General features: G+C 54.2%; 21 protein-coding genes. 14 read left to right on the forward strand and 7 right to left on the reverse strand.

All coding sequences use genetic code 11. From position 1 onward, the window contains the following. A partial coding sequence (locus ACW9JE_RS10875; RefSeq protein WP_457346499.1) for a Tn3 family transposase occupies window positions 1-480 on the forward strand: 480 nt, incomplete at its 5' end. Window positions 481-678: 198 nt separating this feature from the next. Here the strand turns inward: ACW9JE_RS10875 and ACW9JE_RS10880 are convergent. The 7 genes from ACW9JE_RS10880 to ACW9JE_RS10910 form a co-directional block, all read right to left on the reverse strand. Further along, window positions 679-942, reverse strand: coding sequence for a hypothetical protein (locus tag ACW9JE_RS10880; RefSeq protein WP_044466226.1), 264 nt, complete (start codon window positions 940-942; stop codon window positions 679-681). Further along, window positions 929-1,993, reverse strand: a complete 1,065-nt coding sequence (locus ACW9JE_RS10885; protein ID WP_044466225.1) for a ParB/RepB/Spo0J family partition protein — start codon at window positions 1,991-1,993, stop codon at window positions 929-931. Before ACW9JE_RS10885 ends, ACW9JE_RS10880 begins: the two co-directional genes overlap by 14 nt. Next, on the reverse strand, window positions 1,986-2,792 hold the full coding sequence (locus ACW9JE_RS10890; protein WP_044466224.1) for a ParA family protein: 807 nt from the start codon (window positions 2,790-2,792) through the stop codon (window positions 1,986-1,988). Before ACW9JE_RS10890 ends, ACW9JE_RS10885 begins: the two co-directional genes overlap by 8 nt. Then, window positions 2,789-3,112: a TrfB-related DNA-binding protein gene (locus ACW9JE_RS10895; RefSeq protein ID WP_024126003.1), complete on the reverse strand. Its 324-nt coding sequence runs from the start codon at window positions 3,110-3,112 to the stop codon at window positions 2,789-2,791. The genes ACW9JE_RS10890 and ACW9JE_RS10895 overlap by 4 nt, the downstream gene beginning before the upstream one ends. Window positions 3,113-3,391: 279 nt before the next feature. Next, window positions 3,392-4,639 (reverse strand): replication initiation protein, encoded by a 1,248-nt coding sequence (locus ACW9JE_RS10900; protein WP_044466223.1) that lies wholly within the window; start codon window positions 4,637-4,639, stop codon window positions 3,392-3,394. A gap of 168 nt (window positions 4,640-4,807) precedes the next feature. Next, the gene (locus tag ACW9JE_RS10905; protein WP_044466222.1) at window positions 4,808-5,026 is read right to left on the reverse strand and encodes a ribbon-helix-helix domain-containing protein; all 219 of its coding nucleotides are present in this window, start codon (window positions 5,024-5,026) and stop codon (window positions 4,808-4,810) included. A gap of 244 nt (window positions 5,027-5,270) precedes the next feature. Further along, the gene (locus ACW9JE_RS10910; protein ID WP_044466221.1) at window positions 5,271-5,873 is read right to left on the reverse strand and encodes an LPD29 domain-containing protein; all 603 of its coding nucleotides are present in this window, start codon (window positions 5,871-5,873) and stop codon (window positions 5,271-5,273) included. A gap of 228 nt (window positions 5,874-6,101) precedes the next feature. Between ACW9JE_RS10910 and ACW9JE_RS10915 the strand changes: the two genes are divergently transcribed. The 13 genes from ACW9JE_RS10915 to ACW9JE_RS10975 all read left to right on the forward strand — a co-directional run bounded on the left by ACW9JE_RS10915 (window position 6,102) and on the right by ACW9JE_RS10975 (window position 19,282). Beyond that, complete coding sequence (locus tag ACW9JE_RS10915; RefSeq protein ID WP_024126032.1) at window positions 6,102-7,031, forward strand: DUF3991 and TOPRIM domain-containing protein; 930 nt, start codon at window positions 6,102-6,104, stop codon at window positions 7,029-7,031. 117 nt (window positions 7,032-7,148) lie between these two features. Next, window positions 7,149-7,679: a hypothetical protein gene (locus ACW9JE_RS10920; protein ID WP_146034182.1), complete on the forward strand. Its 531-nt coding sequence runs from the start codon at window positions 7,149-7,151 to the stop codon at window positions 7,677-7,679. A gap of 19 nt (window positions 7,680-7,698) precedes the next feature. Continuing rightward, window positions 7,699-8,067, forward strand: a complete 369-nt coding sequence (locus ACW9JE_RS10925; protein WP_044466219.1) for a hypothetical protein — start codon at window positions 7,699-7,701, stop codon at window positions 8,065-8,067. Beyond that, window positions 8,045-8,368: a TrbC/VirB2 family protein gene (locus ACW9JE_RS10930; protein ID WP_044466218.1), complete on the forward strand. Its 324-nt coding sequence runs from the start codon at window positions 8,045-8,047 to the stop codon at window positions 8,366-8,368. Before ACW9JE_RS10925 ends, ACW9JE_RS10930 begins: the two co-directional genes overlap by 23 nt. A 27-nt stretch (window positions 8,369-8,395) precedes the next feature. Further along, window positions 8,396-8,764, forward strand: coding sequence for a type IV secretion system protein VirB3 (locus tag ACW9JE_RS10935; protein ID WP_044466217.1), 369 nt, complete (start codon window positions 8,396-8,398; stop codon window positions 8,762-8,764). Continuing rightward, on the forward strand, window positions 8,761-11,196 hold the full coding sequence (locus ACW9JE_RS10940) for a VirB4 family type IV secretion/conjugal transfer ATPase (protein ID WP_044466216.1): 2,436 nt from the start codon (window positions 8,761-8,763) through the stop codon (window positions 11,194-11,196). Before ACW9JE_RS10935 ends, ACW9JE_RS10940 begins: the two co-directional genes overlap by 4 nt. Further along, window positions 11,193-11,924 carry a type IV secretion system protein gene (locus tag ACW9JE_RS10945; RefSeq protein WP_044466215.1) on the forward strand — a complete coding sequence of 244 codons (732 nt, stop codon included), beginning with the start codon at window positions 11,193-11,195 and terminating at the stop codon, window positions 11,922-11,924. Before ACW9JE_RS10940 ends, ACW9JE_RS10945 begins: the two co-directional genes overlap by 4 nt. 210 nt (window positions 11,925-12,134) lie before the next feature. Beyond that, complete coding sequence (locus tag ACW9JE_RS10950) at window positions 12,135-13,085, forward strand: type IV secretion system protein (protein ID WP_044466214.1); 951 nt, start codon at window positions 12,135-12,137, stop codon at window positions 13,083-13,085. A gap of 317 nt (window positions 13,086-13,402) precedes the next feature. Continuing rightward, a complete protein-coding gene (locus ACW9JE_RS10955; RefSeq protein WP_044466213.1) occupies window positions 13,403-14,296 on the forward strand; it encodes a type IV secretion system protein in 894 nt (297 codons plus the stop codon). A gap of 2 nt (window positions 14,297-14,298) precedes the next feature. Beyond that, on the forward strand, window positions 14,299-15,108 hold the full coding sequence (locus ACW9JE_RS10960; protein ID WP_044466212.1) for a TrbG/VirB9 family P-type conjugative transfer protein: 810 nt from the start codon (window positions 14,299-14,301) through the stop codon (window positions 15,106-15,108). Beyond that, a complete protein-coding gene (locus ACW9JE_RS10965; protein WP_044466211.1) occupies window positions 15,105-16,319 on the forward strand; it encodes a TrbI/VirB10 family protein in 1,215 nt (404 codons plus the stop codon). The genes ACW9JE_RS10960 and ACW9JE_RS10965 overlap by 4 nt, the downstream gene beginning before the upstream one ends. Beyond that, a complete protein-coding gene (virB11, locus tag ACW9JE_RS10970; RefSeq protein WP_169886259.1) occupies window positions 16,316-17,362 on the forward strand; it encodes a P-type DNA transfer ATPase VirB11 in 1,047 nt (348 codons plus the stop codon). Before ACW9JE_RS10965 ends, virB11 begins: the two co-directional genes overlap by 4 nt. A 9-nt stretch (window positions 17,363-17,371) precedes the next feature. Continuing rightward, window positions 17,372-19,282 carry a type IV secretory system conjugative DNA transfer family protein gene (locus ACW9JE_RS10975; protein WP_024126019.1) on the forward strand — a complete coding sequence of 637 codons (1,911 nt, stop codon included), beginning with the start codon at window positions 17,372-17,374 and terminating at the stop codon, window positions 19,280-19,282. Window positions 19,283-19,300: the final 18 nt, after the last annotated feature.

Below are 19,300 nucleotides of genomic sequence, written 5' to 3' on the forward strand. Positions count from 1 at the left end.
CAGGGCACGCTGATCCGCAAGCTGTGCACCTATACGGCGCCGAACCCGACGCGGCGCGCAATCTTCGAGTTCGACAAGCTCATCCGCAGTATCTACACACTGCGCTACCTGCGCGACCCGCAACTGGAGCGTAATGTTCACCGCTCGCAGAACCGCATTGAGTCCTATCACCAGCTACGCTCGACCATCGCCCAAGTCGGTGGGAAGAAGGAATTGACCGGCCGCACCGACATCGAAATCGAGATCAGCAACCAGTGCGCCAGGCTGATCGGCAACGCGATCATCTTCTACAACTCGGCGATCCTGTCCCTGCTGCTGACGAAGTACGAGGCAGCTGGCAATGCCAAGGCGCTGGCGTTGATCACGCAGATGTCGCCAGCGGCCTGGCGGCACATCCTGCTGAACGGGCATTACACCTTCCAGACTGACGGCAAGTTCATCGACCTGGATGCGCTCGTGGCGGGACTGGAGCTGGGCTGACGGAAATTTCTGGGATTCCGGCGTACAACCCCTATATGCAACCAGTATGTGGCAGGTCGATACCGCCGCCAATACCCTGGCTAAGCGGATCGAGACGGCAGAAATACACGTATCTAACATATATATGCGTTAGGGTATTCAAAGAAAACGGCCAGGCAATGGCCTGGCCTAGTTGATCCTGGAATACATGCCATTCAGTCACTCCGATAGGAAGCCGTAGCCGAACGGGACCAGGCGGCTTAGCAGAGCATCATAGCTCCAGGCCAAAGCCGTAGATACCACGCCCGCTACCAGGAACACGGTAAATATGAACCATTGCCCGAACAAGGCACAGGCCAGAAAGCCCAGCAGCGAAAGGGCTGCAATGACCTCCAGGACCAGCACCACTGCCGGACGAATTAGCGACAGCAGCGAGAACGCTGCCAGTCGCAGTGAACCAGTAGCTACCTTATGAGCTTTCATTCCTGCGTTCCTCCACGCTCAAGATTTGGACGGTCGATAAATCGACCTCGCCAATCTCGCCCGTGTCAGCATAAACCACCTGGACAGTGCCGGTAGGGGTGAGGCTGGCGGCCCGGCCTTCGACCAGGATTTTAACCACTGGCCAAGCTTGGCCACTGTCCTGGACTTTTGATTCCGGGGTTGCTGGTGTTGTTTGCACTGGCGGCGGCAGATCCAACGGACGTTCTAAATGTCCGTCACCATCAGGTTTCGGCCCTGTGGTTTCCTCCTGGTTAGCAGGACCGGTGTTCTGGCCACCGCCTGGCGCATTGTCGCTCTGCTGGGCCTTCGCCTCGGCTTGCGCCTTGGCTTGGGCATCCGCCTCGGCTTGCAGCGCTTCGCGTGTGCGCAACTGCTCCACCAGCCGCCCCAGCGATGCCCGAGTGATTTCCTCGGCTGGCTGCTGGGCGAACCGCTCGACCTCGGCAGGATACTCTTTGTGTGCCTGGATCAATTCGTACAGGGTACGGCCACCGATCTGCGTATCGTCGCCCAGCTGCTGAATGAAATCCGGTGCCGTCGCCAGCGCCAGGTGTTGCGATACCGCATCGGCACGCATCCCGAGACGTTCGGCGATATAAGATCGTTTGTCGCCTTCCTGGATCTTCTCCGCAATGAAGCGCGCAAGCTCCATCGTGGTTAGAGGCTCCTGCTCCGTGTTCTCCGTCACTTGGTCATAACCATCGGCCTTGTCCCCGAAGATCACCGGTATGGTTTCCAGTCCGGCAAGGGTACAAGCACGCCACCGGCGTTCGCCCATGACAATTACGTATTTGCCATCGGCGTTCTTTGGCCGAACCGTAACCGGCTGGTTAAGGCGGCTGGCTTTGATGGTCTTGGCCAATTTTTCAAGCTTGTCCTGGTCGAACTTCTTACGCGGTTGCTTTGGGTCGGGGATAACGTCCCCCGTTGGCACTTGGACAGGGCCAGCACTCGCGCCCGAAGCGGCCGGTGCTGCTGCCGGTGTCGGGTCAAAGTTCGCCAGGTCGGTGAGGTCCAGTTTCTTAGCCATTGGCCTGCTCCATCGCTTTCATCATCATTTCAAATACGGCGCGCACCTCTTTACCGGACGTACGCGCAGCGGTTTTGATCTGGCCTTTTTCATCGCGCAAGCGCCATACCGGCACACCTTCAGCCGCGGCTTCCTTCAATGCCGCGCTTTTCTTGACCAGACCGCCAAAGAGGTACTTACGGAAATGGGTCATCAACTGCTTGAGCCATTCGGTTTGTGCTGGCTGGGTCGCGTCAAACTCATTTGGCAAAATGCCTAGGCTTACCAGGTGCGGGTTCCACTGTTGCTGAATGAACGCAATCCGCTTCAAGACCTCTTTCGCCACATCAATGCTGTAATCGTCGATCCGGCACGGGATGGCCACGTAATCAGAGCTGACCAGAAACGCGTTAGCCACACGGCTGTTGGAACCAGCGGTATCGACAATCACATAATCGAAATGCTCCGCGATACGACCGATTTGGGCACGCACCAGGGCTACCATTTCTTCATCGTCCATCGTGGTGCGCTCAGCCTTGATCAGACCTTTGTCACCCATTAGGACGCTAAGGTTTTGCCCCTCAACTGGCTGGATGGCTGCAAGAGGGCTGTCCTTGAAAAGATCAGATGCCACCATGCCAGGAACAGCGTATTGCACCAGGCGTTTACTGCCGTTGCCTTGTTCGTCGCCGTCCAGGTACAGCACGCGCTTGCCCAGTTCAGCCAGGTAAAACGCATCGTTATAGGACAGGATCGACTTACCGCTGCCGCCCTTCTGGTTAACCCATGATTTCTGCTTGAATCTGCGCGGTACGTTCATTGTTTGCCTCTGCTCAAGTTTGCCCGTGCGGTTTGTTCCATGTGCCTGACGTGTTCCGCCAGGTCAGGGGGTAAGGTGGCAAAGACTGTTACCCAGCCTTCCGGCGCTGTGCCGTGTTCCTGGTGCAAGTCGTATGCTTTTTTCACCATCTGCGAAACGGCTTTCTCCGTAACGCCAAGATCGGCGGCTATGTCCTTCTGCTTGCGCCCCTCGACCATGACTTGGCGCACCGCCTCGATGTTTGCAGGCTTCCACCGCGAGCCCATATGGGCCTTGAGCGTGTCGAAGTCCTGCGGTGTCAGTCGCTCTTTTCGTCGCATGGCTTTGCCTCGATCTAGCCATAAGTCACTAACTCCCATCTTGTTAGCCGTCCAGGTTGCCGCCTGGAATACTCACAGAATAGGTTAATTTTTGACTTGAGTAAACAGATTAATCCAAACGGCGGATAACCGGTGGTCAAGCTGGTATGACGGGATTTTCTTTCCGTAGTCGCGCTGTCTTGGATCACCTGGCCAACGCACAAGCCTTGCGGGTTTGGTGTGGGGGGAAATGTCTCTACGGTGTGTCGAATCACTCCCCATTAGCCACCGCACTATGCTTTATGGGGGGTCATCAAAGGCTAAAAGCAGCTGCCTTGGGCGTCGCTTACCGCGCCGCCTAGGGGCAGGTATCTGATTGGCACCATACTTAACATCACTAATTTTCCCGCCCTGGCCTGGTTCTGGCTGGTCATTCGGGGCGGATCTGGCCGCCTGGCTAAAAGCGCCGGCGTTGAAGGGCACCACGTTGTTAACGCGGACTTCGGTAAGGATGTGTCGATAGGTGGCCACCGTCTGCCTGGTAACACCTGCAAGGCTCGCAATGGCCGCTTGAGCAAGCGGCTTGCCCTGCTGCAATAGGATGCGACACGCAGCACGGATCTTGGATTCTGTGGCCTTGTGGCGCTCCTGGTGGGTTCGTTTGGCCGCCAGGCGTTGTCGCTCGACCAGGGGAAGGCTTTTGTCTAGCTCCATCACGCCACGGTGGCACCGGCTGTTGCCTGTGTACTTGCTCCAGGTCCACCGGGCGACGGATTTGACCGTTGACCGGATCGAGGACAACGGTAAGTCAGTGATAAAAGAGCCACGCCCGCCAAAGCGGTTAGCGTTGTGTGCGTGAGCAGTTAAGCGCCGGACAAAGTGGTCATAGGAACCTTTATCGCGCTCTTGGTTGACGATGCTATAGGCGTAGAACCGCAGGTTCTCGAACAACATACAGTGCCGCGAGTGGGACGCCGCTTCGTAGTCTGGTCCTTTGCCCCATGGGGTGATCGGCTCCAGGTCTACGCACTCGGCCAGGTCGGCCAGCTCGTAGACGTGGTTATGCAGTTCTTGGGTCTGCCACCATGGATGGCCAGGCGTCTTAGCGACTGGGCCGCCATGGTAATTAGGATCGGCATCGAGCGCCGCCACAAAAGCCTTGTAGATGGCTTTCAGGTAGTTAATGGGCCGACTGCGTGCGTTGTCGGTAGTACATACCGGGATAATGGCGTAATAGAGGTGTGTTCCGCCTGTACGTCTATTGCGCACTATGAGATTTGGCGGCGGTAGCCCGGCGTCATCCCAAATCAGCGCGTTGTAATGATCCAGGTCGAAGATTAGCCACGACACCATGCCTTCCCGGTTGATCTGCATATACGGATAGCAGACGGCGTATTCACGCGGCAGGATGCGCGCAGCGGTTTTGTCATCGCTGCAACGGGGCAGGTAGGGGCATTCCTGGAGGACGCGATTAAGGGCGGTACCTTCCTGGAAAAAGCTCTGATTGGGCCGAGCGGAGACGGCTCTGTCTTTGACTCTTAAGGCCATAACTCACCGCCAGAACGGCGGTGAGGAGATAGACGGACGTGAAATAAATCACGGCTCATCTTGCACATAGCTGCGCAGGAATCCATACTCTCTTCACCTATACGGTGAGCACCACGACGAATCCGCCAAGATATCTAGTCGTTGGTGCTCTTTTTTTTTGCCCCGCCGTCAGTGGCTAGGGGTCTTCTCTCCGGCCTCGGGGCCGTCCAACTCCAGCTTGAACTGTGGATGCTCTATACCGGCGTCCAACTCGCTCAGATACTGCATAATCGCCTTGCGTAACACCGCTGAGGTGTTAGTGCCGCGTGCGCGCATGGCAGCGTCGAAACGGCGCTTTATGCGGTCGTCAACCTTCGTAGCCATGATGGTTTGCGCGTGTGCGGTCATAGTCTTTTCGTTTCCGGGGTTATACCGTTTAACTCAACGCCTAAATCTAGTGGTTAAACCGCTTAACGTCAAGACGCCCAGCAGTGGGGCTGTTTTCATTTCCCGGGCCAGATGGTGTGCGTGCGGATTCTTGGTTTGTACAATCCACAAAATTGGATTGTACAAACCAGCAAAGCGGGGGATTGAATAGCAGGTGCGGCACCTTGCCCGGGAAATGAAAACTGGCCCCGAAGGGCCAGTCTTGTTAGTGGACGCTTACAGCGCTGTATCCGCTGCCGCATTGTCGGCTGTAGCCATCGTCGTGCGTGACAAAAACGCTCTGTGCTGTAGGGCTTTCCTTGCCCCGCAGGCGGTCGCTGTGGTGGTTGATCGCGGCGTTAATCTCGCCCTGCAGGCTGTCACCGCAATGGCTGCTCATGAAGGGTACATACGTGGCCCACAGGCGGCCGGAACGGAATTCCTCAATCGTAGGCTTAGCAATGCCAGCCTCGCGGAAATTCTGCGGATACTTGCGGAAAACGCGGTCAATACCTTGCTCAATGGCCACGTCCGAGAAAGAACGCCGGCAGTGGATGCTATCGGCGCCGAAGGATACGGGCACGCCGCCCACCAGGTGATAGATAGAACCCTTGTAGTCGATCTGCCCATCGAAGTACGAACCCTGGAAACGGCAGGTAACGGCCTCAACCTGTTTGATGTTCGGACCATCTGTCCACGCCACGGTGAGGCTCGCGCCGCCCGAGTAGGTATGACTGCGCACGCTAAATTTCATGTCCGGGAACGCTTCTTTCAGCGCTTTGCGAACGAGCTTTGCGGTGTCAGCGGCGGTAAGATATTGAGTAGTCATGGCTTAACTCCCATCTAGTTAGCTGTGATTAGAAGCCCTGGTACGGTTGCCGCCGTCCGGGGCTTCGTCGCTTATGCAGCCTTTCGTCTGCATGGGTCCATTATACTGCCGCCATATCTGGTAAGTCCATACTTTTCTTTACCTTCTGTCGGGTGTTAAGGTGTTTCTGTCAATGCGGAAATTTGTTTTCCGTAGTAGCATCTTTTGATCTTTTGTCGGAGGACTCCCATGGAAAAGTCAGACATAGACAAGGCGCGCGGCATCGAACTGGAAGCCGTCTTGGAAGGATTCGGAGCGATCCGCGACCCCGCAGACCCAAAGCGGAATTGGAAAACCCACGCCGGGCGGGTGACGGTCACGGACGAAAAGTTCTACAACCACGATGCCGACAAGGGCGGCGGTGGGGCAATTGACCTGGCCATGCACCTGGGCGGTTTCGGTTTCAGAGATGCCGTGGCCTGGCTCGGCGGCACTCATGGCCGCGAAGCAGCCGTACAAACCTACCAGGCCGAGGCGCGGCATCAGGCAACCCGTATCCTGGACTCGACACCCAAACCCAAATTGGAAATTCCCGAACCGGACCCGAAAAAGCTGGCTAGGGTCATGAATTACTTAACAAATACCCGAGGCATCCCGGAACAAATTGTCAATACGGCAATCGACAAGGGACGACTTTGGGCAGATAAGTTTGGCAATGCTGTTTTCGCCCTTCGCACGTTGGACGGGAAAATGTCCGGTGCGGAATTACGGGGGACTTACAGCAAGCCCTTCCACGGTATCCGTGGGGATCGCGGTCTGTACTTCACCGGTAAGGCCGCATCGAAACTGGCGGTGTTTGTAGAGTCGTCAATTGAGGCCATGAGTTATCAGGCGCTGAACCCCGAAGCGCTGGTGATCGGCACCGCAGGCAGTACCCGTGACATTCTCCAGGGAGCGGCTAAACACCTGGAAGGCCAGGGCTACAAGATCGTAGACGGTTTCAACGCAGACAAAGCAGGTGATCGGCTTGGGGACCGGCTCAAAGAGGCTGTGAGCCAAGAGGTTGAGCGTCAACGCCCGACCGCTGGGAAAGACTGGAATATTGAGCTTAAAGCCCAGCAGCGCGCAGCTGCGAAGGAGAACACGCCGGGAAAGCTGGAAGCTGAACCGGAACGGTAAACAACTATACGATATTCACATTTACACTTATCGTAAAAGTGTTGCAGCAGAAAGGGCATTGCTGTAGGGTCAAACCACAGTAAAGCAATGTCCGGCCTGCCGGACCAGGGAGAGGTTATGAAGCTGGCACCACTCGCGCTCTTAGCGGCCATATGCGCATCTGCCGCGCTTCCAAGCGCGGCGTATGCTGAAAGCTATCCAGTCGTCGGCAACGACGTGCAGCAAGATCGCGACGCGCAACGTCGCGCAATCTTAGCCAATGAGCTGACTACGGAACAAAAATCCCTCGATCAAGCGAACGCCGATCTGGCCGCCGCCATCAAGGCTCAAAAGTCACCCGAAGAAGTGCAGCAGATCGCTGCCTCGGTGCAGAGCCATAAAACCAACATCGAATCGCTACAGCGCGAGTTAGACGGTCAGGCCGGGAAGGTAGCCCGGCCCCGTCGTCCCGCGTTTGTCCCGCAGACGGCCCCGCAGGGCCAGGCGGACAGCCCCCAAGCACCGGCAGATGTCCCTTATTGGGACGTGTACAAGCGCAAACAGAACGTGCGCGCAGCATCCCCCGAAGACGATCAGGACAGCGGGGCAGCCCTGGAAAAATCACCCGAAGCCGGTGACAAGGAGGCCAGTTCTGGAGCCACAAACTAGACACAACCGAAGCGGCAATATGCCAAAGGGTGTGGCCACGATGTGTGGCGAGGTGAAGCCGAAACAATCCGAAAAGGATACGATAACGGCCCAACACTCAACACACGAGGCCACTGAAATGACGTCCATCTATGAAGACCAGCTAGAGGACAACGCCAAAAATAAGGCCATTAAACAGTTCATTTTGAGGGAGGTAAAAGAGGAACAGAAATTCAGCCTGATAGTGGTTTTAACCTGGAAGGATGGCGAAAACACTCTATTCAATGCGAGGAAGCAACCACGACTCTGGCCGAACTTGAACACCCTGGCCAGCTACATACGGGGGCTTGATTGCCCCAATGCACCGATAATCCTGGAGCTTGACTATGACAGTACAGACGACTCATGAAACCCCAACCCGCCCTGTAGCAACTCGCCGCCTCCTGGCGTTCGTGGCCGCTGTTATCGGCTCGATCTTCCCGGCGCTGGCCATGGCAGCAAACCCGTTTACCACCGGTGCGACTGGACTGTCCGCCGACACCTTGGCAATGCTGACCCCCGTCGCGGGTATCGCGGTGATGGTCGTAGGTGCCCTAGCCTTGTTTGGCAAAATTCACTGGATGTGGCTCATTGGCGTAGTCGTCGGCATCGTCTTGCTGTTCGGTAGCGACCAGATTGTCACCTGGATTCGCGGCCTGTTCGGCGTGTAACCGAGCCACACCAAAGCGAGGCCCCACATGGATAAGAACGACGGAATCCTAGTTGATACCTTGTTCGTGGGGCCTACGCGTCCCACGATGCGCTGGGGAGTCACCTGGCAAGCCTTCATCATCAACATGGTGTTCACCATCGAATGTTTCGTACTCACGAAAAATTTGTTGTGGCTGCTGGCCTTCATCCCTATTCACCTGATGCTGTATTGCATCTGTCTCTACGACCCTCGGGCGTTTGAACTGATCTACCTATGGGGTAGGACTAAGGCGTTTGCGTTCCTCGGTAACTTCTATTACTGGCGCGCCGCTACATACAGTCCCCTTGAGTTCAACGTCGGAAAGAAACTGAGTAAGCGCAAATTGCGCAAACTCCAGAAAAGGGGATTGCTATGAGCTTTGCCGAGACTTTGAGGAAAAAGGTTATCAAACATGAGCCGCCAGTTGCTGAGCGGCTCCCGTTTGAGGTCCACGTAGATCGCCACACGGTGATGACGAAAAACCGGGATTATATGCAAGTAATCCGCCTAACCGGTGCAAGCTTTGAAAGTGCCGATGACGAGCAGGTTAATATCTGGCATAAGCGTCTTAACGCGTTACTCAAGAATATATCAAGCCACAACGTCGGCGTGTGGCAGCATATTATCCGGCGCAGGGAACATAGATTTCCTCCAGGTGAGTTTCCAGAAGGGTTTGCCAAAGACCTGAATGATAAATACTCGTCTCGGCTGTCAGACGAGAAACTACGCGTCAATGAGCTTTATTTGACAATCGTTTACCGCCCGTTCCCCTCCGCTATTGGCAGCGCCATGTTTAACTTGGTGTCGAAGGCGGACAAATCCAGCCGCCAGGCCGAGCGCGAACAGGCGGTAGAGAAGCTGGATAAGGTCGTTCGCCAGGTCATGCGAACGCTGCGCCGCTACGATGCCGAAAAACTGGGCATATACAAACATCAAGGCGTCTACTGCTCTGAACCCATGGAATTCATGGGTTTCTTGCTGAATGGGCGCTGGCAGCGTGTCGCAATTGGCCAGGCACCGCTACGTAAGCTCCTGCCCGCTTCGCGCCCGTTCTGGGGTAATGAAACGGTCGAGGTTCGCGGCGCTACCAGCACCTATTTTGGGGCCATGCTGGGGATAGGCACTTATCCCGCCGAAACCGGCCCGGTGTTCCTTAATGAATTGCTCAATGCACCTTATGACTTCGTATTGACGCAATCCTTTAGCTTTATCAAGCAAGAATCCGCACGCCGGACCATGCGCATAGCTCAAAGCCGCATGGAAGCCGCCGAAGATGATGCAACATCGCAGATCGATGAAATTGACGATGCACTTGACGACTTGGCATCGCGGCGCATCGTTATGGGTGAACATCATTTCAACTTGTTCGTTAAGTCCGATACGGTAGAAGGGCTTAATGACAATGTGGCGGACGCGATTGATATTTTGGGTGATACAGGCATGACGCCTGTTCGTGAAGACTTGGCCATTGTGTCGGCTTTTTGGGCGCAATTCCCTGGTCAGTTCAAGGACCGTCCGCGAGTATCAGACATTAACAGCAAAAACTTTAGCGGTTTCGCTCCGCTGCATAACTTCCCATCTGGTCGTTTGACAAACAACCATTGGGGGGATGCGTTAACTATGTATATGACTACAGCCGGAACGCCCTATTACTTCTCGTTCCATTCCTCTGATCCGCAGGATAAGAACGACGTTAAAATTAAGGACGTCGGGCATACGATGGTGCTCGGCCCTACCGGCTCAGGTAAAACCGCTTGGGTGGCATTCAACCTGGCGATGCTTACCAAGTTCGGCGCAACGTGCGTGCTGTTTACGAAAGACCGGGATACGGAAATCATCATTCGTGCCCTCGGCGGGCGGTACTATCCGGTTCAAAGCGGCGTGCCGACCAATTGGAACCCGTTCCAGTTGGACAAAGACAACCCTATCACCATGCCTTTCCTTAAACGTCTGACGCTCTACCTTGCGGCGCCGCAAGGGAATGTAGACGCACTGGACGTTACCGATGTGGAGCGGATCGAGGCGGCTGTTAACTCGGTACTGCGCAAAGATCTGGAACACCGGCGCTTGGGCCGGGTGCTTGATTTCCTGGACGTGGATTCGATCATCTACAAGCGTCTCCAGCGTTGGTGCTATGCGCGTCGCGCTGGCCAACCTGATGGCGAAAACGCCTGGGTGTTCGACAACAAAACCGACACGCTGGCCGGGTCACTGGGCGATGCGCTCATTACAGGCTTCGACGTAACCGCGTTTCTGAACAGTGACGAGCTGCGCGCCCCGATCAATATGTACCTCTTTCACCTGGTGCAGTCGTTGGTAGATGGTCGGCGGTTCGCCCTGTTCATCGCTGAATTCTGGAAGGCGCTGGGTGACGCGCCGTTCCAGGACTTCGTAGAAGATCAGTTGAAAACCATCCGTAAGAACAATGGGTTCGTTGTGCTGGATTCCCAGTCGCCAAAGGACGCGCTCAAAAGCCCAATCGCGCACACCCTGATCGAGCAGACGCCAAACAAAATCCTGTTCCCCAATGACAAGGCGGATTACGAGCAATACAAGACGCTCGGCGTATCTGACCGGGTGTTCCAGCTTGTGAAAGAGACGGACCCGGAGTCCAGCCGGATCTTCGTGTTGCAACAAGGGCACAGTTCTGTGGTCTGCAAGTTCGACATGGAAGGTATGAAGTTTGAACTTGACGTTCTGTCGAGTAAGAAACACACGGTCGCCATGGTCGACGCCTTGCGGGCTGAATACGGCGACGAGCCAGAAAACTGGCTACCACATTTCAAAGCTGCGGAGAGAAAATCATGATGAACTTCAAACGCATCACCGTTGCCATCGGACTGGCCACCGCGATTAGCTCGGGGGCCGCCCATGCCGATATCGTGCCTGTTATCGACGCCTTGGCCATCGAGAAGGCCATTGCAAACGGCGTCATTCTGAGCAACCAGCTGACCGAGATAAAGAACAACCTTGACGTGGCCAAGCAGCAATATGGCTCGTTGACCGGCAATCGCGGCATGGGCGGGCTTATGTCCGACTCGCCGCGAAATGGCCTACCTGATAATTGGGATGAAAGCATGGCCCTGTTGAACAGCAACAGCGGTCCGACTTACGGCGACTTGGCCACATCGGCTAATCAAATTCGTGAGTCGCAATCTGTCCTTTCTTCTTCCGAAGCAGCGTCTTTGTCGCCACAGATGCAAAGCTATCTGTCAAACATGCGCAACATGAGTGCGAACCAACAAGCTCTTGGCCAGGCGGCTTACAACAACTCCGCGACACGTGTGCAGACCTTGCAACGCCTTTCCTCCAGTATCAATTCTTCAACTGACCCGAAAGCGATTATGGACCTGCAAGCTGTTGCGCAGTCTGAACAGGCCAAGTTGCAGAACGACCAGGCGCAACTACAAAGCGTACTGCAACTGACGCAAGCGAATGATGCCGCAGCGCGCCAGATGCAAAACGAAATGCGCATGCAGGTTAGCGGGAGTAACGACAGTTTCCCCGCCTTGGATACCTCGATTCCTAACAACTGACTACGGAAAGAAAACATGAAACGGTTTTTTGCTCTCGCTGCTGTCCTGGTCTGCCTCTCGGGTTGCTGGGACGAAAAAGATAAGGTGGTTTGTGACGCTGAATGCCGGGCCGAAAGGTCCGGTGAGACTTCTTTCCCAAGTCTGGATACCAGCGCCCCGGACTCGTTTAAAAAAGCCCCTGCAAAGGGGCAATAACTCGGAGTCCAGGCTATGGCTACGCAAACCTATACGCAGGTGCTGACGTTCGTAGACGGGATGACCAACGCGTTCATTACGCAGAACGTCGTCGCCGTCGCCAACGCTATTGCACCTGCGGTAAACACCTTACTGGCCGTATACGTCATGTTTTGGGGCTATGCGTTGCTGAGAGGTGGCACAAAAGAGCCCATGATGGATGGCCTACAGCGCATCTTTAAAATGGTTATTATTCTCTATGTCGGCTTTCAGTTCGCCGCATACAACCAGTATGTCGTTAACACATTTAGCGTAGCCCCTTTGGAGCTTGGACAGTCGTTCTTCGGTGCCTCGGATACCAGCACCATTTTTGGTTCGCTAGATAGCATCCTGGGTAAAGGTTTTGAAGCCGGTAAAAAGTTTTGGGACCAAGCCGGTATATTGGTCGGTGACCCTGGCATGTATATGGTCGCTATCCTGGTTTGGGGCCAAACGATATTGGTAACTGCCTATGCGTGCTTCTTGATCGTCGGTGCCAAAATCGCATTGGCTATCATCATGGCAATCGGACCGCTGTTCATCTTCTCGCTGATGTTCCAATCTACATCCGATTTCTTTAGCCGCTGGGTGCAGCAACTCGCTAACTATGCCCTAGTCATCATCATGACCATTGCCGCGAATGCTCTAGTGATGACCCTGTATGAGCGTGCATCGACCGGTGCGGCTGCAATCACCAATACCGCACAAGTTAGCCAGCTGTTCCCGTTCCTGGTAACTGGCGCGATTTCCCTTCTGTGTCTGGTGCAGATTCCATCAAAGGCGGGGGGCTTGGCCGGTGGGGTGTCGTTCAACTCCTACGGCGCAGGTCGCCTGGCTGCACGCTTCCTGACTCGTTCTCTACGTTCGCTCATGCCTCGCCGCCGTCCCCGCGATCCGAACCGCAACCGCGATAAGAAGCGGCCACGGGGTGGCCAAATCAAGGTCTGACCGCTGGTCGCGTTTACAGGGAATCAAGGCATGGATGCCGTCCTAGATACGGAAACGCCTTTTCTGCATAGACGGAACATAGTAAAGTGTTGCTATGTATCCGTCTTTTTTGTGCGTGTGAGGAAAGCAAAAATGAAGATCGTTTTACGTCTACTTGCCCTGACCGTCGTTGTAGCCGCCGCTGGGTGCGCCCATCAGCCCCCAAGCTGCGACGGCAAGGACCGCCGCCCAATCAACGCTGACCGCCAGGCCGGAATTACGTTCCCCAGCTGCGGCCAGGCTCTCGCCCTTAATGCTTTCGACCTGGGAGACGGCTAATGGAAGTCCGCAAAAAGCGTAAGCACTCCGACACTCCTAGAACCGCAGGTGACGAAGCAGCGTTACAGCGGTTCCTATCGACCATTCAAGAGTTCGTGGAATCTCACGACGACATACAGCAAATCCTCCAGGCATCCCAGTCCTGGGCTGATACCGAAGTCGAACGCAAAGACAAAATGATCAAATGGTCATTCCGCGTTGCGGGTCTGGCTGTTGTATTCGCTTTCGGTAGTCTTTGGGTTGCTCATCGAGCCGTTGAAACGGCAATGGTGCCTCCACCGGCCCCGCAAGTTCTCGTCATGAACGAAACGACGGGCGCTATCAACCCATTGCGCTCGCTGGAAGAAGTCAAAGACAAGTTTGAAGATGCGCTGTTGCGGCGTGCACTTAACACCTTCGCGGTTTGCCGTGAACGCTATATCAAGGATATGGCGGAAAGTGATTATTTCTGCGCCGCCGCTTTTATGTCGCCACAGTTGCAATCCCAGTGGGGTAAATACTGGGACACTGAAAACCCGGATGGCCCGCTGAACGTCTACGGCAACAAGGCGACCGTCAAAGTTCAAATTGAAACAATCTCGCCTCGGGAGAACACAAAAGGGATTGTGGATACAGCCCAAATCCATTTCAAACGAACTGTCACAGCCAATGGCATTCCGACTGTAACTTATTGGATTGCTGATATTGCGTTTCAGATGGTGAATCTGCCTAAGTCTGAGGAGCAACGCCGGGTTAATGATATTGGCCTACAAATCACCCAGTACAACACGAACCAGGTGTTGACTGCGCCAAATCCAACAGCCCGCCGCCAGGGTCAAGCGGTCCAGTCACAACCCGCGCAACGCTCCGGTTTATCGGCTCCGGCCTATTCGCCAACTGATGGGAGGGAGTAGCTATGAAAATCGCCCCTATCGCGCTTGCAGTGCTTATTGGTTGCACCTGGAACTATCAAGCACACGCGGCATCAACGCCGGTTGCGTCAACCAAGGACAAGCGTATTCGATTCGTTGACTACGACCCTTACGACTATGTGACTGTGAAAGCCCGTATAGGTCGTGACACCCTTGTTATGTTCGCACCTGGCGAACGTATTTTGGACATGGGCGGCGGTTATACCGACGCTTGGAATGTTGGGGCGATCACAGCCGGAAACGGCTTTTTTATGAAGCCAGCCAGGGGTAGCCCAAACACCAATATTCACATTCTCACCAATAAGCGTGTTTATAACCTGGATATGGTGTTGGCCGGTCCTAAAGAAATTAACTATGAGTTCATCCAATACCGCTACCCGGAGGATGAACTGCAAAGCCGCCGCGCCAAGGGCCAAGCTGACTTGGTTAAGAAGATGTTGACCCAAGGTGATGGCCGCCACCAAAACGAAAACTGGACCGTCGAAGGCGCTACAACTATCGAGCCTGTCCGTGTTGTAGACAACGGTTTGGCTACTTACGTGACCTTCCCACCTCGGGCCAAAATTCCTCAAATTTACTACGAAAACGAGGAAGGCAAGGAAGTTATGGCTAACTACAACGTCAATGATGATGTTGTGGTTATTCACGATGTGAAAGCGAAATTTATTTTCCGTAGTGGCGAGCTTGTGACTTGTATTTATAACGAGTCATATGACCCACGCGGGGGTGATCGACCTAAAACCAAAACTCAATCGCCGCATGTTGAGCGTGTGTTGAAGGAGGCCGAACAATGAGAATGCCATGGAACCGCAGGGATGAAGTCGAAGAAGAAGAAGAGGATGAAGTAATCGAAGAACAGTCCATTCAAGGGGACCGCAAGATTGCCTCCGTCAACAAAGGTATGCGGGTTCAAGCCCGTGTTACCAATATTCTTGCCGGTGTATGCATCTTGGGGTTTGCTGGCTGGCTGCTGTTCACCTACTACGCCGGTCTTATCAAAGAGCGCCAGGAGCGTAAAGACCGCGACGTAGACACTACCCAAACAGCCAACGCCCAGTTGCCACCTCTCAAGGTCGGCGCGCTGGATACGCCCGCCAGTTCGCAACAGGGCGGCCAGGCCGCACCGCCGCCGCCTAACGTCAACGCAAAGGGCAGCAATGGCCAGCCGGTGAAATCGCCGGCGCAAATCGAACGTGAAGAACGCCTGGCGTCCTCGGTGAAATTCAAGCTCGATGGTACCGGTTCGGCATCGACCGCTGCCGCTACTGCTGGCCGTGCTGGTGGACAACCGGGCGGCCAGTACCAGGCCGTCTCTGGACAAGCTGGTCAGGGTGGCCAGGCTAACCCTGGCGATCGTCTGTCGCAGTCGTTGCAATCAGCACAGATGGACCCCGTTGAAGCCTACCGACTGGGCGACCCTGGGTTAATGGTTTATCAGGGTGAAGCTATTGGCTGTACTGTTCGTCCAGCCCTGGACTCGTCACTGGTAGGCATGGTGCAGTGCGTCCAAAACGATGACCTGTGGTCTGCCGATCACAGCGCCATTGTGGCCGAGCGCGGCACCATCTACACCGGCCAGCAACTCATGGGCCTGGCTCGCGGAAATCGGCGCCTGCCGATTGTGTGGACCCGTGGCCGCACTCCAATGCCAAACAATGTGGCGTTCAACCTGAGTTCCGCGGCTACCGATGAACTGGGGCGTACTGGCGTCACCGGCGACATTGACTATCACCTTGCCGAACGCTGGGGGCCTATTGTCGCGCTGAGCATCATCGACGACGTAGGCGCGTACCTGGAAGCGACCCAGCAAAGCAACGATAGCCAGAACACCACTGTCAACCTGGGCAATACCCGTAGCGGCGGGCAGGACTTGGCCACCGAGATTTTCAAGGAAGCCGCTAATATCCCGAACACTCTGACTCGTAATCAAGGCGCGAACATTTATATCTATGTAGCGCGGGATATTGATTTCGGCAAAGTCTATAGCCTGGAGTACAAAGAATGACGGATAACAACGACGGACTGCACACGGTCGAAATCCATCTTGAGGTACTGAACGAGTACCTCAACGGGGATTATAACGAACTCTGCATCAACAAGCCGTTCGAGCTTTGTACTTACACCCATGGGCATTGGGAGTACATCCAGATGCCAGAACTTGACTACCAGTGGTGTGAGGAACTTAGCCGACTGGTGGCGAATTTCTCGGGCCAGCCTCGCGAACCAATCATCAGTGCTGAACTACCGGCAGGGCAGCGGATAGAAATTACTCTGCCGCCTGTAACAGAAACCCCAAGTATCACAATACGCCTTCCCCCCAAAGGGAAGGCTTTCACACTAGAGGAAATTATCAGCTTTGGTAGTTTTGAGCGTACCCAGTGGGTTCAAACACGCGGTATCAGCGGAGAAGTACGGACGGAGCTGAACCGCGAACTGACTGTAAAAGAGCGCACGCTACTTGAATTGTTTAAAGCGAAGGATGTGGTCGGGTTTCTTTGCACCGCCGTGCTGGAAAAGCAAAATATATTTTTTGTCGGTGAAACAGGCTCCGGCAAAACTGCGTTGATGAACGCACTGGGGCATAAGATCCCCGAAGCCGAACGTCTTATTACCGTAGAAGATACCCGTGAATCACGGCTGCCGCACCGTAACCAAGTAAACTTGAAGTTTACTAGGAGTACAGACGCGTCGGAAAAACTGCGGGTAAAAGGCGTGCTGGCTTCTACGCTGCGTCAGTTCCCAAGTCGAGTGCTGTTAGCTGAGATTCGCGGTGATGAAGCGTATTTCTTCTTTCAAAATGTTGTGAACAGTGGCCATCCTGGCACTATGGCGAGTTTTCACGCCAATAGCCCGAAAATGGCATTTCGCCGAATGGCCAATATGATCCAGGCTAGCCCGGAAGGGAGCCAACTATCTCAAGATTTAATCATCAAAGACCTGTATATGCTCATTAACATCGTGATTCAGTGCGAACGCGATGAAAATGGCAAACCGTATGTAAGTCAAATTTACTACGATCCTGAATACGCGATCCAGGTGGCGGGTTAAGGAGGTTATATGCTGCTGAACGAACTGGACAGTTTCAATGCCAAGGTAAAGGCCTTTACGGTGCTTGGCATTATGGGCGTCGTGCTCGGGTTGTATCTAGCTGGTTATTGGTTTCTCTGGAAAATTGGTGAGCCACCATTCAATGCAACACCCAAGACCATCATTGACTACTGGGTTTACTACGGTACTCAACCACAGGTTAAGAAGTGGTTGAGTATCTGCACAGTGGCGGGATTCATCCCGCCACTTATCGTGATTGGGATATGCGTTGCCCCCATCAACCGTAAGTTGCACGGTGATGCGCGGTTTGCCAATACCGCCGAAATAAAGCGGAACAAGTTGCTTGGCGAACACGGCTTCATTATCGGTAAATGGCGTGGCCGCTTCCTTATGCTCTCGGGCCAGCTGGGCGCGCTCCTATCTGCGCCGCCGCGCTCCGGTAAGGGCGTTGGTGTGGTGCAGCCGAACATGCTTAGCTGGCCTGATAGCGTGGTTTTGCTGGACGTGCGCAAGGAATCCTACCGGCTGACCTCGGGGTTTCGGCAGACCTTCAGCGACGTATACCTGTTTAGTCCCGTAGATCCCGAAATGCGCACCATGCAATGGAACCCGTTGGACTATGTGTCGGACGATCCAATGCTGCGCGTCAATGATCTGCAAAAAATAGGCAATATGCTTTCACCCGATCCGGCAGACGGTGACCCATTCTGGCCAGCCTCTTGCCGCACGTTGTTCCTGGGGTTGGCACTGTACGTCTTTGAAACCCCAAACCTGCCCCGGACATTCGGGGAGATTGTCCGGCAAATCATGTTCGGTGAAGGGGAAACCGTTGGCGAGCACTGGAAAGAAATCATTGAGCAACGCGACGAATCTGCAATGCCGCTTAGTTCAGCGTGCAAGGCAGCGTTGTATGACTTCATTTTCACCAGTGGCAATACGCAATCGTCTATTCGTAAAACCTTTACGGCAAAGTTGGAATTATGGCTTAACCCATTGGTTGATGCTGCAACGTGCCGTAGCTCCGTTGACCTGCGCTTACTACGGAAACAAAAAATAACCATCTACCTGGGTATCCTTCCGAAAGACTTGGATTATCTGTCTCTGCTCTTAAACCTGTTCGCGCAGCAGATTCTAGAGTTGAATATGGATGAAATGCCAGAAGATAATCCCGAGCTGAAATATCAATTGGCGTGGATTATGGACGAATTCACCGCACCAGGGCGCATGCCGGTAATTGCCAAAGCTATCGGTTATATGGGCGGCTACAACATTCGTCCGTTCATTATCGTTCAATCTATCTCCCAGTTGATCGCCACCTACGGTATCGAGGTTGCCAAAACGATCATTGAATGCTTGGGTGCCGAAATCGTATTCGCTCCTAAAAACAAAGAGCATGCCCGCACCGTTTCAGAAATGCTCGGCGACACTACAGTTAAAGCTAAATCTCATTCACGTCCGAAGTTTGACCTGAAAGGTGGATCGACGAATACGTCCGAGACGAAACGAGCGTTACTTCTCCCCCAAGAGGTACGCCAGATTGGTAAGAAGCGCCAAATTATCTTTGTCGAAAACATGAACGCCATTTTGTGCGAGAAAGTTTTCTATTATAAGGAAAAGGTTTTTAAGAAACGGTTGCTTCCGCCGCATGTTCAATCAGTTGCAGAATATACCCCCCCTGCTGCGAGAGTGGCGAAACCGAAGCCCAAACCGGCCAAAGAAGAAGTTACAGAAGTTGATGGCCAGTTGGTTAAGTACGTTGATCGGGAAATTGTTGCTGATGACATTGAAACCATAGATAAACTGTCCCTCACTGATTATAATATTGACTTCGAAAAAATCGAACTACCGGAAAACGAACCTGCCACTGACGAGGAAATGCAAGAACTGTTTGGCTCCTTTATTAATTCAATCGCTGACTGACGCAGAAGGAACGTAACT

It is taken from the genome of Pseudomonas sp. SDO55104_S430 (genome assembly GCF_054070595.1).

Bases quoted from the DNA above. Each gene is read 5' to 3' on its own strand.
- ACW9JE_RS10945 (WP_044466215.1), top strand. From the start codon at position 11,193: ATGATGAACTTCAAACGCATCACCGTTGCCATCGGACTGGCCACCGCG.
- ACW9JE_RS10965 (WP_044466211.1), top strand. From the start codon at position 15,105: ATGAGAATGCCATGGAACCGCAGGGATGAAGTCGAAGAAGAAGAAGAG.
- ACW9JE_RS10895 (WP_024126003.1), bottom strand. From the start codon at position 3,112: ATGCGACGAAAAGAGCGACTGACACCGCAGGACTTCGACACGCTCAAG.
- ACW9JE_RS10890 (WP_044466224.1), bottom strand. From the start codon at position 2,792: ATGAACGTACCGCGCAGATTCAAGCAGAAATCATGGGTTAACCAGAAG.
- ACW9JE_RS10880 (WP_044466226.1), bottom strand. From the start codon at position 942: ATGAAAGCTCATAAGGTAGCTACTGGTTCACTGCGACTGGCAGCGTTC.
- ACW9JE_RS10935 (WP_044466217.1), top strand. From the start codon at position 8,396: ATGGATAAGAACGACGGAATCCTAGTTGATACCTTGTTCGTGGGGCCT.
- ACW9JE_RS10955 (WP_044466213.1), top strand. From the start codon at position 13,403: ATGGAAGTCCGCAAAAAGCGTAAGCACTCCGACACTCCTAGAACCGCA.
- ACW9JE_RS10925 (WP_044466219.1), top strand. From the start codon at position 7,699: ATGCCAAAGGGTGTGGCCACGATGTGTGGCGAGGTGAAGCCGAAACAA.
- ACW9JE_RS10905 (WP_044466222.1), bottom strand. From the start codon at position 5,026: ATGACCGCACACGCGCAAACCATCATGGCTACGAAGGTTGACGACCGC.
- ACW9JE_RS10975 (WP_024126019.1), top strand. From the start codon at position 17,372: ATGCTGCTGAACGAACTGGACAGTTTCAATGCCAAGGTAAAGGCCTTT.
- ACW9JE_RS10940 (WP_044466216.1), top strand. From the start codon at position 8,761: ATGAGCTTTGCCGAGACTTTGAGGAAAAAGGTTATCAAACATGAGCCG.
- ACW9JE_RS10950 (WP_044466214.1), top strand. From the start codon at position 12,135: ATGGCTACGCAAACCTATACGCAGGTGCTGACGTTCGTAGACGGGATG.
- ACW9JE_RS10920 (WP_146034182.1), top strand. From the start codon at position 7,149: ATGAAGCTGGCACCACTCGCGCTCTTAGCGGCCATATGCGCATCTGCC.
- ACW9JE_RS10960 (WP_044466212.1), top strand. From the start codon at position 14,299: ATGAAAATCGCCCCTATCGCGCTTGCAGTGCTTATTGGTTGCACCTGG.
- ACW9JE_RS10900 (WP_044466223.1), bottom strand. From the start codon at position 4,639: ATGGCCTTAAGAGTCAAAGACAGAGCCGTCTCCGCTCGGCCCAATCAG.
- ACW9JE_RS10910 (WP_044466221.1), bottom strand. From the start codon at position 5,873: ATGACTACTCAATATCTTACCGCCGCTGACACCGCAAAGCTCGTTCGC.
- ACW9JE_RS10915 (WP_024126032.1), top strand. From the start codon at position 6,102: ATGGAAAAGTCAGACATAGACAAGGCGCGCGGCATCGAACTGGAAGCC.
- ACW9JE_RS10930 (WP_044466218.1), top strand. From the start codon at position 8,045: ATGACAGTACAGACGACTCATGAAACCCCAACCCGCCCTGTAGCAACT.
- virB11 (WP_169886259.1), top strand. From the start codon at position 16,316: ATGACGGATAACAACGACGGACTGCACACGGTCGAAATCCATCTTGAG.
- ACW9JE_RS10885 (WP_044466225.1), bottom strand. From the start codon at position 1,993: ATGGCTAAGAAACTGGACCTCACCGACCTGGCGAACTTTGACCCGACA.